At 61.3% G+C, this 13,596-nt stretch carries 14 protein-coding genes; 8 read left to right on the top strand and 6 right to left on the bottom strand.

Annotated features, from left to right (window positions below):
* Nucleotides 1-77: 77 nt before the first annotated feature.
* A complete protein-coding gene (locus H8Z83_RS05825) occupies nucleotides 78-989 on the bottom strand; it encodes a nucleoside recognition domain-containing protein (protein WP_187014196.1) in 912 nt (303 codons plus the stop codon).
* Between the two features lie 100 nt (nucleotides 990-1,089).
* Here H8Z83_RS05825 and H8Z83_RS05820 point away from each other — a divergent pair, with 100 nt between their 5' ends.
* From H8Z83_RS05820 to recD2, 7 genes are all read left to right on the top strand, one after another.
* Nucleotides 1,090-1,383, top strand: a complete 294-nt coding sequence (locus H8Z83_RS05820; protein ID WP_187014195.1) for a YabP/YqfC family sporulation protein — start codon at nucleotides 1,090-1,092, stop codon at nucleotides 1,381-1,383.
* Nucleotides 1,377-2,585: a sporulation protein YqfD gene (locus H8Z83_RS05815; RefSeq protein WP_187014194.1), complete on the top strand. Its 1,209-nt coding sequence runs from the start codon at nucleotides 1,377-1,379 to the stop codon at nucleotides 2,583-2,585. Before H8Z83_RS05820 ends, H8Z83_RS05815 begins: the two co-directional genes overlap by 7 nt.
* A gap of 16 nt (nucleotides 2,586-2,601) precedes the next feature.
* Nucleotides 2,602-3,576, top strand: coding sequence for a PhoH family protein (locus H8Z83_RS05810; protein ID WP_187014193.1), 975 nt, complete (start codon nucleotides 2,602-2,604; stop codon nucleotides 3,574-3,576).
* Nucleotides 3,576-4,073 carry an rRNA maturation RNase YbeY gene (gene ybeY, locus H8Z83_RS05805; protein ID WP_187014192.1) on the top strand — a complete coding sequence of 166 codons (498 nt, stop codon included), beginning with the start codon at nucleotides 3,576-3,578 and terminating at the stop codon, nucleotides 4,071-4,073. The genes H8Z83_RS05810 and ybeY overlap by 1 nt, the downstream gene beginning before the upstream one ends.
* Nucleotide 4,074: 1 nt before the next feature.
* Nucleotides 4,075-4,395 (top strand): hypothetical protein, encoded by a 321-nt coding sequence (locus H8Z83_RS05800; RefSeq protein ID WP_187014191.1) that lies wholly within the window; start codon nucleotides 4,075-4,077, stop codon nucleotides 4,393-4,395.
* Between the two features lie 50 nt (nucleotides 4,396-4,445).
* The gene (locus H8Z83_RS05795) at nucleotides 4,446-4,784 is read left to right on the top strand and encodes a hypothetical protein (protein ID WP_187014190.1); all 339 of its coding nucleotides are present in this window, start codon (nucleotides 4,446-4,448) and stop codon (nucleotides 4,782-4,784) included.
* 66 nt (nucleotides 4,785-4,850) lie between these two features.
* Complete coding sequence (gene recD2, locus H8Z83_RS05790; protein ID WP_187014189.1) at nucleotides 4,851-7,064, top strand: SF1B family DNA helicase RecD2; 2,214 nt, start codon at nucleotides 4,851-4,853, stop codon at nucleotides 7,062-7,064.
* A 53-nt stretch (nucleotides 7,065-7,117) separates the two neighbouring features.
* Here the strand turns inward: recD2 and H8Z83_RS05785 are convergent, their stop codons facing one another.
* The 3 genes from H8Z83_RS05785 to H8Z83_RS05775 are packed head-to-tail and all read right to left on the bottom strand — an operon-like array spanning nucleotide 7,118 to nucleotide 8,954.
* Nucleotides 7,118-7,729, bottom strand: a complete 612-nt coding sequence (locus H8Z83_RS05785) for an ABC-2 transporter permease (RefSeq protein ID WP_187014188.1) — start codon at nucleotides 7,727-7,729, stop codon at nucleotides 7,118-7,120.
* Nucleotides 7,726-8,580 carry an ABC transporter ATP-binding protein gene (locus tag H8Z83_RS05780; RefSeq protein WP_187014187.1) on the bottom strand — a complete coding sequence of 285 codons (855 nt, stop codon included), beginning with the start codon at nucleotides 8,578-8,580 and terminating at the stop codon, nucleotides 7,726-7,728. The genes H8Z83_RS05785 and H8Z83_RS05780 overlap by 4 nt, the downstream gene beginning before the upstream one ends.
* Nucleotides 8,577-8,954 (bottom strand): GntR family transcriptional regulator, encoded by a 378-nt coding sequence (locus H8Z83_RS05775; RefSeq protein ID WP_187014186.1) that lies wholly within the window; start codon nucleotides 8,952-8,954, stop codon nucleotides 8,577-8,579. The genes H8Z83_RS05780 and H8Z83_RS05775 overlap by 4 nt, the downstream gene beginning before the upstream one ends.
* A gap of 140 nt (nucleotides 8,955-9,094) precedes the next feature.
* Here H8Z83_RS05775 and H8Z83_RS05770 point away from each other — a divergent pair, with 140 nt between their 5' ends.
* On the top strand, nucleotides 9,095-9,385 hold the full coding sequence (locus tag H8Z83_RS05770; protein WP_187014185.1) for a NifU family protein: 291 nt from the start codon (nucleotides 9,095-9,097) through the stop codon (nucleotides 9,383-9,385).
* A 64-nt stretch (nucleotides 9,386-9,449) separates the two neighbouring features.
* On the opposite strand, the gene H8Z83_RS05765 is transcribed toward H8Z83_RS05770, so the two are convergent.
* Together H8Z83_RS05765 and H8Z83_RS05760 are read right to left on the bottom strand one after the other, a co-directional pair.
* Entirely contained in the window at nucleotides 9,450-11,171 is a 1,722-nt protein-coding gene (locus tag H8Z83_RS05765) for an ammonium transporter (protein ID WP_187014184.1), read from the bottom strand.
* Between the two features lie 327 nt (nucleotides 11,172-11,498).
* Complete coding sequence (locus H8Z83_RS05760) at nucleotides 11,499-13,166, bottom strand: ribonuclease J (protein WP_187014183.1); 1,668 nt, start codon at nucleotides 13,164-13,166, stop codon at nucleotides 11,499-11,501.
* Nucleotides 13,167-13,596 lie beyond the last annotated feature (430 nt).

Raw genomic sequence — 13,596 nt, 5'->3', positions numbered from 1 at the left:
AAGCAAGGCGGGGCGTCGGTTTTCCAAACCGACGCCCCGTTTTGCCGCGTTTTGCCCGCGAGACCTGTTGAAAATTGTCAGAACAGCCAAAGGGAGACGAGGGCGGCCAGCAGCGCGGACAGCAGGCCGTGGGTCAACTTGCCCAGCAGACAGGGGGCGAGAGGGAGGTCCGTGCCGTCCAGAAGGGCGGCGGTCTGGCAGAGAACGGACAGCCCGCCCCATCCGGCGCACCCGGCGGCCAGCAGGAAACCGGTGCGGTCACAGGGCAGGAGGGGCGTCAGGGAGAACAGCTCCCCGCAGCCAACAGCCAGGGCCGCCCATGGGCCGGGGAGGGCCGTCAGGGGCGAGATCAGCACATAGAAGAACGTGACGAAGGCGCAGACGGAGAGCATGGTCCCGGCGCTGTCCCGGACGGATGACACAAAGGCCGCTGGCAGAGAGGGGGCCTGAAAGGAAATGGCGGGAGGAACGGTTTTCCGTCCCCGGCCCAGTCCCCGGAACAGCAGCCCGGTGAGGAGGGCGGCGCAGACGTGGATCAGCCAGAGCCACAGGCCCGCCCGGACGCTGCCGAATACCCCCACGCCCAGCACGCTGATGAGGAACACGGGGTTGGAGTTGTTGCAGAAGGTCAGGAGCCGCTCCGCCTCCTGCCGGGTCAGGTCCCCGGAGGCGTACAGTTCCGCCGCCGTGCGGGCGCCGATGGGATAGCCTCCTACCAGCCCCAGCAGCAGCGCGGACCCGGCGCAGCCGGGCAAGCGGAACAGGGACGCCATCAGGCCAGCCATATCGGGCGCCAGCCATTGTCCGAAGCCCAGCCGCACCAGCAGACCGGTGACGACCATGAAGGGGAACAGGGCGGGGATCACCGTCCCGGCGCAGAGGGTCAGGGCCTTGGCTGCCTCGAGCCGCAGCTGTCTGGCGTCCGCCAGAAACCAGACCAAGATCCCGCACAGGATCAGACACACATCCGTCCGTATCCGCCGTTTCATACGCATCACCCGCTATACCCTATGCGGGGCGGGGGCGGTTCATACGGCGGGACAGGCAAGCCGGGGGGAATTTCCGCATAGAGTTCGGTGAGGTGAGAGCATGGAGAAAAAACGGGACCGGGAGCAGGGCGGTATTCTGGGCGGCGTGGCGGAGCTGTTTGACCTGCCGGTGGATGTGGTGGCGGGCCTGCCCCGATTGGAGCTGATCGGGAACCGGCAGCTATATCTGGAACGCCACACGGGCCTGCTGGCTTACAGCGATACGCAAATCGACGCCAACACAGGCTTCGGCGTTCTGCGAATTCGAGGAGAACGGCTGACGCTGGTGGCCATGACGGGAGAAGAACTGCGGATCGGCGGGAAAATCAACGGCGTGGAGTGGGTGTCATGCTGAAGGAGCTTATCAACAGGGTCCGGGGACAGGTGTGGCTCCGGGTGACGTGTCCCTACCCGGAACGGGTACTGAATCTGTGCTCCGCCCGGAAGCTGGCCTTCTGGGATCTGGAATGGGAGGGGACGGAGACCTTTACCTGCCGCATGAGCCGGGGGGATCACCGCGTCCTCAGCCGCGCGGCGGAAAAGCTGGACTGCACGATCGAAATCGTGCGGCGGGAGGGCGCGCCCTACACGCTGGCAAAGCTGCGGCATCGTCAGGCCTTGGCGGTAGGCATCGCGGCGTGTGGAGCGGCGGTGCTGATCGGGTCCTTCTTTGTGTGGGATATTCAGATCGCTGGAAACGAGACGGTACCGCGGGAGGTGATCCTGCGATCCCTGGAGAACAACGGCGTTCACCGGGGGTGCTTCGGCTTCGCCCTGAATGGGGAGGACATCCGCAATCATGTGCTGCTGGAAATTCCAGAGCTGAGCTGGGTGGCGGTGAACGTGTCCGGCTGTCGAGCCAATGTGGAAGTCCGGGAGCGGCGGACGGCCCCGAAGCCGCTGGACCGGAAGAAACCGTGCAATCTGGTGGCCCGGCGGGACGGGCTGGTGCTGCGGGTGCAGGCACTGGGGGGCGTCCCTCAGGTGCTGAAGGGAATGTCGGTGACGGAGGGGCAGCTCTTGATCTCCGGCGTGGAGGACACAGGGACCTTCGGTACCCGGTTCACAGCGGGACTTGGGTCCGTGGAAGGGCGGACGTGGTACACCCTGACAGCCAACGTGCCCCTCACCGGGGCAGAAAAACGGTATACCGGACGGGAAAAGCGGCTCCATTCCGTGATTTTCGGCAGCCGCCGGATAAAATTCTTTGCAAACAGTAGCATTGACAGCGGCCAGTGTGATAAAATAACCGAGAGAACGCCGGTTCGGGTGTGCGGGATCCCGCTTCCGATCATTTGGGAGACGGAGATTGTCCGGTTTTACGAAACGGAGCCGGTGACGGTCACGCAGGCCCGGCGGCAGAAGGAGACGGGGGCGGCGCTGGAAGCGTATCTCCACAGCCTTGTGGACCCATACGGCGAGGTAACGGCCAGTCAGGTGGCCTCCCGGCTCCGGGGGGATGTCCTGACGGTGACGCTGACGGCGGAGTGCCGGGAGGAACTCGGGACGCAGGCCCCTATTTATACAGCAAATGAACCGGACGGCGCGTCCGGATAACTTTAGGAGTGATGGCATGGAACAGAGGATCAGCATTGAGCGGATGGAGCAGGCAGTCAATATTTTCGGCTCCTTTGACGAGAACATCCGCCTGCTGGAAAAGGAATTTAATGTGACGGTGACCAACCGGGACGGCGAGCTGCGGATCAGCGGCGAGGCGGAGGACGTGATGCACGCCGCCAAAGCGGTGCAGGCCATGCTGACCCTGTCCTCCCGGGGGGAGGCACTGGGGGAGCAGAACGTCCGCTATATCATCGACATGGTCCGCACCGGCAAAGAGGAGCAGATCAGCGAGTTGGCGGGGGATGTGCTGTGCATCTCCGCCAAGGGCCGCCCGGTGAAGCCGAAAACGCTGGGCCAGAAGGAATATATCGCGTCGGTGCTGAAAAATACCGTTACCATCGGCGTAGGCCCCGCCGGTACCGGCAAAACGTATCTGGCGGTGGCGGCGGCAGTGCAGGCCTTCCGGGAAAAGCAGGTGAACCGCATCATCCTCACCCGCCCCGCGGTGGAGGCCGGCGAGCGGCTGGGCTTCCTGCCCGGCGATCTGCAAAGCAAGGTGGACCCGTACCTGCGGCCACTGTATGACGCCCTGTTTGATATGCTGGGGGCGGAGACCTACCAGAAGTATCTGGAGCGGGGCAACATTGAGGTGGCGCCACTGGCCTATATGCGCGGCCGGACGCTGGATGACAGCTTCATCATTCTGGACGAGGCCCAGAACACCAGCCGGGAGCAAATGAAAATGTTCCTGACCCGTCTGGGCTTCGGTTCCAAGATCGTCATTACCGGCGACGTGACCCAGATCGACCTGCCCGATGGCAAGCCCTCCGGTCTGCGGGAGGCCATGCGGGTGCTGAAAAAGGTGGAGGGCATCGGTATCTGCGAGCTGACCAACGCCGACGTGGTGCGTCATGTGATGGTCCAGCGGATCGTGAAGGCCTATGAAGAATACGAAACTGCCAAAAACGGCGGAAAGGGGAAGAAGTAATGGCAAAACGGCACTATATTCCCATCACCGCCGACGTGCCGGAGGTGAATGAGGGCCAGCGGGCCTTTATCCGCAAGGTCATCCGCACCGCTCTGGCGGCGGAGGGAGTGGACTTCCCCTGCGAGGTGGACGTGCTGCTGACCAATGACACGAATATCCATCAGATCAATCTGGATATGCGGGAGGTAGACCGGGCCACGGATGTGCTCAGTTTCCCGGAGTTTGACCTGCAGCCCGGCGAGCTGCCCGACGGGGAGGACGCCGACCCCGGCACCGGACTGGTGCCCTTGGGGGACATGGTGATCTCCATGGAGCACGTGGCGGCGCAGGCCAAGGAGTACGGCCATTCCAACCGCCGGGAGCTGGCCTATCTGGTGGTGCACTCCGTGCTGCACCTGCTGGGGTATGACCATCTGGACGAGGGCCCCCAGAAAAAGCAGATGCGGGGGAGAGAGGAAGCCATTCTGGCGGAACTGGGGATCACCCGGGAGGACTGATATGGGAAAATTTGCGTTATATACGGTTGGGTTCGCTTTACTTGCCTGTGTGCCGGCGATACTGTTGGCAGGGATGTTCAGCGGCGGTGGGGGAGATGTCGCACCATTTTTGCTGGGGCTGCTGGCGGTGGGAGCCGTTTTGGCGGGAGCCGTCTGTCTGAAGGACAAGCTGGATCGAATGGAGGAAACGCTGAAAGCGGTGTCCAAGACCCTCCAAGAGGTCAAAACAGAATTGGAAACAGTGAAGGGACGGCAGGAAGTCGCGGAGATCAAGCTGGATACTGTGGCGGCGAAGCTGGATACGGCCCGCGATATAGATTGAGTGTGTCACACAGGCGGAGATCTGGCCATATACTGTCCTGAGGTGATGGGATGAACGTATTTCGGGACGGCGTGATCGCCTTTTTCTCCGCCGTGGGGATGACCACGGTGGTGTGGCTGCTGGCAGGAGCGGTGCTCCACGCAGGGCGGCCCACGATCCCGGGGCTTTTGCTGGTACTGCCTGTGCGGGGTGAGGCGTTAGCCTTGGAGCACGATGTCCGGGAGCTGCGCCGGGTGCGGAGCAGTCTGCCGGGTGCACGGATCGTCATTGCCGACTGCGGCCTGACGGCGGAGGCCAGGGGACTTGCCGACTATCTGGCGGAGCGGGAGGACAACGCCGCCGTGGTGGACGGGGCGGACTTCCGGCTGGACGCCGGAGACAAGAGATAAAAATGCCGGTCAGGGACCTTGTGTAAGAAGGACTGCGCTGCACCGGCACGTTAAAGAGAGGAAGTCATGGAAGAACTGATCTGCCGGGAGGGTACAGTACATAGCGTTATTTTTCAGAACGCCGAAAACGGATATACGGTCCTCCGTCTCCTCACCGAGGAGGGGGAGGTCGTTACTGTGGTGGGATGTATCCCCTGTGTGGCGCCGGGAGAGCATCTGACCATTACCGGTACCTGGGAGGTCCATCCCCAGCACGGCGAGCAGCTGAAGGCGCAGGAGCTGGAGCGGACGCTGCCGGAGGAGGAAGAGGATATCTTCGCCTACCTGTCCTCCGGCGTCTGCAAGGGCGTGGGACCCACCACCGCCCGGCGGATCGTGGACCGGTTCGGCCTGGAGACCCTGGATATTTTAGAGGCAGAGCCGGAGCGGCTTCAGGAGATCCGGGGCATTACCGCGAAAAAGGCCATGGAGATCGGAGAGCTGTTCCGTCAGCACATGGGCTTGCGGCGGCTGATGGAATTTCTATCCCGGTATCAGCTGCCGCCGGTGCTGGCCATCCGGCTGCGGCAGCAGTATGGGGACGGGGCCATCCGGGTGGTGGAGAAAAATCCCTATCTGCTGTCAGACGATGTATGCGGCGTGGATTTTTCCGTGACGGACACCATGGCGCTGTCCATGGGATTTGCAGAGGACTGCACGGAGCGCCTTGAGGCGGCCCTCACTTTTGAACTGACCTATAACGAGAATAACGGCCATGTGTTTTTGCCGAAGGACAAGCTGCTTGCCGCCACCTGCCAGCTGTTGGGCTGCGGGATCGAGCAGGTGGAAGCGGCACTGGACGCCCTGGCGGAGCATCACGCCGTGGTGGTCCAGAGAATCGCCAATGTGGAGGCGGTGTACCTGCGGCGACTGTGGGAGGCGGAGACCTCCGCCTGTACACGCCTGCTGGCGCTGCTGGAAATGGACGCCGACGAGGGCCGGTTCGCGGATCGGACCGTGGCGGAAATCGAGAAGGAACAGGGCATTACCTACGCCCCCTTGCAGCGGCAGGCGGTAGAGCTGGCGGCGAAGGTTGGCGTCATCCTGCTGACCGGCGGTCCCGGCACCGGCAAGACCACCACCGTCCGGGGCATCGTGGCCCTGTTTCAGAAAATGGGGCTGAACATCGTGCTGGCGGCCCCCACGGGCCGTGCGGCGAAGCGCATGAGCGAGCTGACGGGCATGGAGGCTCAGACGGTTCACCGGCTGCTGGGGATGACATGGAATGAGGCGGCTCATCAGGTGACCTTCCAGAAAACGGAAAAGGAGCCGCTGGAGGCCGAGGCCGTCATTGTGGACGAGATGAGCATGGTGGACGTGTCCCTGTTCTCCGCACTGCTGCGGGCGCTGCGCCCCGGCACCCGGCTGGTGCTGGTGGGCGATGCGGACCAGTTGCCCTCCGTGGGGGCGGGAAATGTGTTTTCCGACCTGATCCGCAGCAAGAAGATCGAGACTGTGTTTCTCCGGGAGGTGTTCCGGCAGGCGGAGCAGTCCGCCATCATCCGCAACGCCCACCGGGTCAATCTGGGCGAAAGCCCGGACCTGAAGGGGAATCAGGGGGATTTCTTCTTCCTCTGCCGTCGGGACGCCCAGCGGGCGGTGGCGACGGTGCTGGAGCTGTGCAAGACCCGCCTGCCGGACAATATGCACATCCCGGCGGAGCAGATCCAGGTGCTGACGCCCACCCGGAAGGGGCCCTGCGGCACCATCAACCTGAACCGGCTCTTGCAGGAGGCGCTGAACCCCCGGACACCCGGCAAGCGGGAGATCCTGTGGGGGGAGCGGGTATTCCGGGTAGGGGACCGGATCATGCAGACCCGGAATGATTACGATGTGGTCTGGCAGAAGGATGACGGCACCGTGGGTACCGGAATGTTCAACGGCGACGTAGGCCGCATCGCGGAGATCGACGCCGGGGGCGAGTGGCTGGCGCTGGACTTTGACGGCCGGAAAGCGCCTTACAGCGTGGAAATGCTCAGCGAGATTGACCTGGCCTATGCCCAGACGGTCCACAAGGCTCAGGGCAGCGAGTACCGCTGCGTGGTGCTGGCGGCCCTGCCCTCGGCACCCAGTCTCATGGTGCGGGGGGTGCTGTATACGGCGCTGACCCGGGCCAGAGAGCTGCTGGTCATCGTGGGCGATGACGCGGCCATCCGCTCTATGGCGGCCAATGACCGGCAGCAGAAACGCTACTCCGGCTTGAAATGGCGGCTGTGCCACGCCGGGGATGCCAGCGAATAAAATGGATAAGAAAAAGCCGTCCGGCGGAGCCGGACGGCTTTTTTGACGTATTTTCATCGGTTTTCCCGATAGAATTTCAGGGACAGGGGGATGGAGACGGCGGTGGCGATGATGGTCAGCGCCGCCGGAAGCAGCAGCGCCGGGAAAGCTGCCGCCCCGGCAGGACTTCCGGCGTCCAGACCTTTGAGAAAACCCACGGAAGCAAAGACAAGGAATGTGATGAGGACGGAGACCATCCGGGCCTTTTCGGAGCCGAAGCGCAGCGTGAGGGGGACGTTGATGCTCAGCAGGATCGTTCCCACACACAGCGCCGTGTAGATCAGAGCGGGGGAGAGGCCGGCTGCGGCTTCTGTCCGAACAGGCAGGCAGGAAACAATCCCCTGACAGAGCGTTACAGCGGCGGTACCAATCAAAAGGGAGACCCAGCCAAGCGCATACCGGCTAAGCACCACAGTCCGGTCCGAATAGGGGAGCATCCGGGCAAACCTGTCCCAGTGGCTCCGCTGGTCATAGGCCATGGCGGTATAGGGGATCATGGCCCCGTAGACCACAGCCAGAAGATTCAGTACTTCGCTGGGGATAGCGCCCCAGACCAGAACGATGATGAGATAGGCCCAGGCCTGCTTCCGCAGAACATACCAGTCTTTCAGCAGCAGTGCTTTCATTGCTTTTCTCCTTTCACCAGAGCGAGGATGATGTCCTCAATGGTGGGCTTTTCCAGTTGGAAGCCCACCGGGGCTAGGTCCCGCCGCACCAGCGCCCGGACGCCGCCGTAGGGCGTGGTTTCCATGGACACGATGGCTTCCGGCATGAGGGCCTCCGCTTGCTCCGCCGTGTCGTTGAAGATGCCGTATTGCTCCAGAAGGGCGTCCTTTTCCTCGCAGAACAGCAGCCGCCCCTGATGGAGAAAGGCGATGTAGTCGCAGAGCTTTTCCAAATCGCTGAGAATGTGGGAGGAGATCAGGACGGAGTGGGTCTCGTCCCGGGTAAACTCATTGAAAAGCTCCAAGATCTCGTCTCGGACAATGGGGTCCAGTCCGGCGGTGGCCTCGTCCAACACCAGAAGTTGTGCCTGATGGCTGAGGGCAACGGCGATGGTGAGCTTCATTTTCATACCCCGGGAATAGTCCTTGAAGGCGGTTTTCTCCGGCAGAGCGAAACGGCGGCAATAGGCGTCGAAGGTATCCTGCTCCCAGCGGCGGTAGGTGGCGGCCATCACGCGGCCCACCTGCGGGGCGGTGAGGGTCTCAGGAAAGCACCCCTCGTCCAGCACCACGCCGATGTCCTCCTTGGCGTTCAGAAACTCCGGGGCGGAGACGTCCACGCCCAGCGCGGCGGCGGTGCCGCTGTCCGGCCGCAGCGCGCCCATGAGAATGCGGATGAGGGTGGATTTGCCCGCGCCGTTCTCGCCCACCAGACCGCAGATGGTCCCGGCGGGAATGGCGAGAGTCACGTTCTTCAGAGAAAATTCTCCGAAGGATTTGCTGATATGGTTCAATTCGATAGCGTTTGTCATAGAGATCCCTCCCACTTGTGGCGCAGCAGCTCCGCCAATTCCGGCTCTGAAAGGCCGCAGGTCCGCGCCAGCTCTGCGGCGGCGGCCAGATGGTCCTCGAGCAGGTGGAGCGATTGCTCCCGGAACAGAGCCAGATCCGGCTCCGCCACAAAGCAGCCCTTGCCGGCCACGGTGTTGATCAGCCCTTGGGCCTCCAGTTCGTCATAGGCCCGCTTGGTGGTGATGACGGATATTTTCAGGTCCTTGGCCAGCCCACGGATGGAGGGCAGCGCGTCCCCCGGCGATAGAGCGCCGGAGAGGATCTGGGCCTTGATCTGCCCGCTGATCTGATCGTAGATAGGCTGGCCGCTGTTGTTTCGGATAATGAGTTCCATGGAAGTCCTCCGTTCGTACTGTACATACACAGTATATACAGTTGGTGCGAGATGTCAAGAGGGATTTTCAAAATTTTCCGTGGACGCTTCCGGGGAAGCGTGGTATACTGAGCGAAAAGAAGTACGCGGGAGGAACGAATATGAGCGATTTGGAGCGGATCGAAGCGGCGATGGAGGAAAAGGTGCGGCCTGCTCTCCGTTCCCATGGCGGTGACATTTCCATCGACCATGTGGAGGGGAAAACTGTGTATGTAAAGCTGCTGGGCCAGTGCGCGGGATGCCCCTCGGCAGACCTGACCAATGAGACCATCGTGGAGGCGGAGCTGAAGGCGGCCCTGCCGGATCTGGTGGAAAAGGCGGTAGTGGTCCAGACCGTCAGCGATGAGCTGTGGGAGCAGGCGAAAAAGCTGCTGCGGGAGCATCATCTGTAAAAGAAAAATAACAAAAACCCTCCCGGAAGCCTCAACTTCCGGGAGGGTTTTTGCAAATATGGATTTATTCTACATCCTGCAGGGCGTCATAGCCCTCCTCGCTGGTGCGGACCTTCACCACGTTTTCCACATCGTAGACGAAGATCTTGCCGTCGCCGATATGGCCGGTGTAGAGCACCTTCTTAGCGGTTTCAATGACGCTGCGGACAGGCACCTTGCTGACCACAATGTCCAGCTGGATCTTGGGCAGCAGGGTGGGCTCCACCTCCACGCCACGGTAATACTCCGGCTTGCCCTTCTGGATGCCGCAGCCAAGAACGTGGCTCATGGTCATGTCGGTGATGCCCAGCTCCAGCATAGCTGTTTTCAGGGCCTCAAACTTGGATTCCTTGCAGATGATCTCCACCTTGGTGAACTTGGGGGAGGTGCCGTCGGCAGTGTCGAAGGAGGGGACACGCTTGACGGGAATGGCCTCGGCGGCGGGCACACTGCCAGTGACGGCCACGGGGGCGTCGGTCTCCACGGCGGCGGTATCCGGCAGCATAGCGAAGCCAGCATAGGCGGTGAGCAGGCCGTGCTCGGAGACATCCAGACCGGTGATTTCTTCCTCCGGCGTGACCCGCAGGCCGATGGTGTGCTTCAGGATGGCGAAGACGATGGTGATGACCACAGCCACATAGAGGATCACGGAAGCAACGCCCAGGCACTGGACGCCAAAGAAGTGGAAGCCACCGCCGTAAAAGACCCCCTTTTCCGTGGACACGCCGGTGGCGAAGAGGACGGTGAGGATAGTGCCCAGGGCACCGCAGACGCCATGGACCGAGATGGCGCCCACAGGGTCGTCAATCTTGGCAACCTTGTCGAAAAACTCCACGGCCAGCACGATGACCAGACCGAAGACGATGCCCATAACGGCGGCACCCAGAGGGGATACAGCGTCACACCCGGCGGTGATGCCCACCAGGCCCGCCAGAGCGGCGTTGTAGGTCATGGAGACATCTGGCTTGCCGTAGCGCAGCCAGGTGAAGATCAAGGTGGTGCAGCAGGCCACGGCAGTGCAGAGGTTGGTGTTGAAGAACACTAGACCGGCGCTGACGATCAGCTCGTCGGTGTCCATGCCTACGGTGGAGGCACCGTTGAAGCCGAACCAGCAGAACCAGAGAATGAACACGCCCAGAGCGGCAAAGGTCAGGTTGTGGCCTAAGATAGCACGGGGCTTGCCGTCCTTACCATACTTGCCGATGCGGGGGCCCAGCATCTTGGCACCGATCAGGGCGCAGACGCCGCCTACCATGTGGACACAGGTAGATCCGGCAAAGTCATGGAAGCCCAGCTCACTGAGCCAGCCGCCGCCCCAGATCCAGTGGCCGGAAATGGGGTAGATCAAAAGGGAGATAGAGGCGGAGTAGATGCAGTAGGCGCTGAACTTGGTGCGCTCCGCCATAGCGCCGGAGACGATGGTGGCGGAGGTGGCGCAGAAGACGGTCTGGAAAATGGCGTAGGCCCACAGGGGGACGCCGGAGGGAAGGATGCTGCTGTAATCCTTCATGATCATGGGGTCAAACCAGCCGAAGAGGCCGGTGCCCGCGCCGAACATGATGCCGAAGCCGACAAGCCAGAAGCAAGGGGTGCCGATGCAGAAGTCCATCAGGTTTTTCATCAGGATATTGCCGGTGTTTTTGGCCCGGGTGAAGCCGGCCTCGCACATGGAGAAGCCCGCCTGCATGAAAAAGACCAGCGCTGCGCCCAACAGGACCCAAATGGTGTTGACAGAACTGAATTCCATAGTTGTTTCCTCCCATTTTTGTCGTTTTCTTCCAGCGAACGGTTCTGCATATAAGAAGGCAATGGAGCCTTCCGAACGGTAAGACTCCATTGCCTTGCGTTTTGCCGGGAGACAGGAGCGGGTTCGCTTCCACTGTCCGGCAGTTATATGCAGAAAAGATCGGGGGAAGAGAGAAAGCGTCTTAGAGCATGCACTCTAAGACGCCTTTGCCTTGATGGGGGCATTATACACGGTTTGTCGGCTCTGTCAATCATACCGTGCCAATTTTGGCTGTTTTTACAAAAGCAAGACAGGGCAAACCGGGAATGTGTGTGTTTTCCCGTGATGTTACAGCCGGGTCACCACAGGAATGACCATGGGGCTGCGCTTGGTGTTTTTGAACAGGTAGCTGCTGACAGCGGACTTGACCGCGCCGCGGAGCTCACCGTCATCCCGGCCGCGCTTGCGGCTGCCGGTGACGCTGTCAGCGGCGTTCATGGCAACGTTTTGCAGCTCCTTCATCAGATCGCCGGATTCCTTCACATAAATGAATCCGCGGGTGATGATCTCAGGCGGGGACAGCAGCGCGCCGTCCTGCGTGGCGATGGGAAGGACCACCACCACCATGCCGTCCTCTGCCAGACGCTTGCGGTCCCGCATGACCACGGCACCCACGTCGCCCACGCCGGAGCCGTCCACATACACCTCGCCGGCGGGGACGGAGTTGGCGGACAGCTTCATGGACTTGCCGGTGATTTCAATGACGCCGCCGTTATCGGCGATGGCGATGTGATTGCGGTCCATGCCCATCTGCTGAGCCAGCTGGCAGTGGATCTGCAGCATCCGCTGCTCACCGTGGAGCGGGACGAAGAAACGGGGCTTCGTCAGGGCGTGGATGATCTTCAGCTCCTCCTGGCAGGCGTGGCCGGAGACGTGAAGCATATCCGCCCGGTCATAGACCACGGTAGCACCCTTGCGGAACAGCTCGTTGATGACACGGCCCACCGTGACCTCGTTGCCGGGAACGGCGGAGGCGGAGAGGATCACCTTGTCGCCGGCGCCGATCTCCACCTGCTTGTGGGTGGAGAAGGCCATGCGGTACAGGGCGCTCATTTCCTCGCCCTGAGAGCCGGTGGTGACGATGACCTGCTTGTTCTTGGGCAGGCCCTTGAGCTTGTTGATGTCCACCAGCGTGTTCTTGGGGACCTTCATGTAGCCCAGCTCCGTGGAGACCTTCATCATGTTCTCCATGCTGCGGCCGGTAACGGCCACCTTCCGGCCGCACTGGGCGGCGGCGTCCAGCACCTGCTGGACACGGTGGACGTTGGAGGCGAAGGTGGTGACGATGATACGCTCGTCGCAATTCTGGAACTGGCGCATGAAGGTGGCGCCCACCACCTTTTCGGAGGGGGTGAAGCCGGGGCGCTCCACGTTGGTGGAGTCGGCGCACAGGCACAGGACCCCCTCCTTGCCCAGCTCACCCAGGCGGGCCAGGTCGATGACCTCCCCGTCAATGGGGGTGGAGTCGATCTTGAAGTCGCCGGTGTGGACGATGGTGCCCATCTTAGTGTGGATGGCGAAAGCCACGGAGTCGGCGATGGAATGGTTCACATGGATGAACTCCACGGTGAACTTGCCTGCCCGGACGCTCTTGCCCGCCTCTACGGTGATGAGCTTGGTGGATTTCACCAGCTGGTGCTCCTCCAGCTTCAGCTTGATGAGACCGGCGGTGAAGCGGGTGCAGTAGATGGGCATGTTGATCTGCTTGAGCACATAGGGGATGGCGCCGATGTGGTCCTCGTGGCCGTGGGTGATGAACAGGCCCCGAATCCGGGATTTGTTCTTGATGAGATAAGACACATCGGGGATCACGCAGTCGATGCCGTACATGTCATCACCGGGGAAGGCCATACCACAGTCCACCACGATGATCTCACCGCCGTATTCATAGGCGGTCATGTTCTTGCCGATCTCGTTGAGACCGCCAAGGGGAATGATTTTCAGTTTTTCTGCCATAGATATAGAAACTCCTTTGCTGAACGCCCTGAAAAGGGCGGAAATATGTAGGAGCTTTTCAGAGAATACGGATGACGTAAAGTGGACGCAGGCGCCTAAAGAGGCACGGCAAATAAAGACGTCCGTTGTCCGCACGGCCCCGTTTCGCCGGCGGAGGTTCGGTCACGTCTGTCCGATCTCGTATGAAAAGCTCTATTTATTCAACCGCAGGCTCTCGGGCCGCGGAAAAATACAGGTGAAATAAATAAAATGTAAGAAAACGGCAGGGAAGCCTTGCCCCCCGGTGCCAGATTTGATATAGTATAGCACAGAAAAGAGTATTTGTATACATAAAATTTTGAATGAGACGGAAATGCGCTGCAACACGGACAATAAAAAGGCAAATTGTTGCCGGGAGAAAGAATTTTTCGGCACCTATTGACAATTCCTA

Source organism: Dysosmobacter segnis (genome assembly GCF_014297285.1).
Lineage (GTDB): Bacteria > Bacillota > Clostridia > Oscillospirales > Oscillospiraceae > Oscillibacter > Oscillibacter segnis.
Note: the sequence above shows the minus strand (reverse complement) of the source record. Positions and strands in the feature narration are given on the sequence as shown.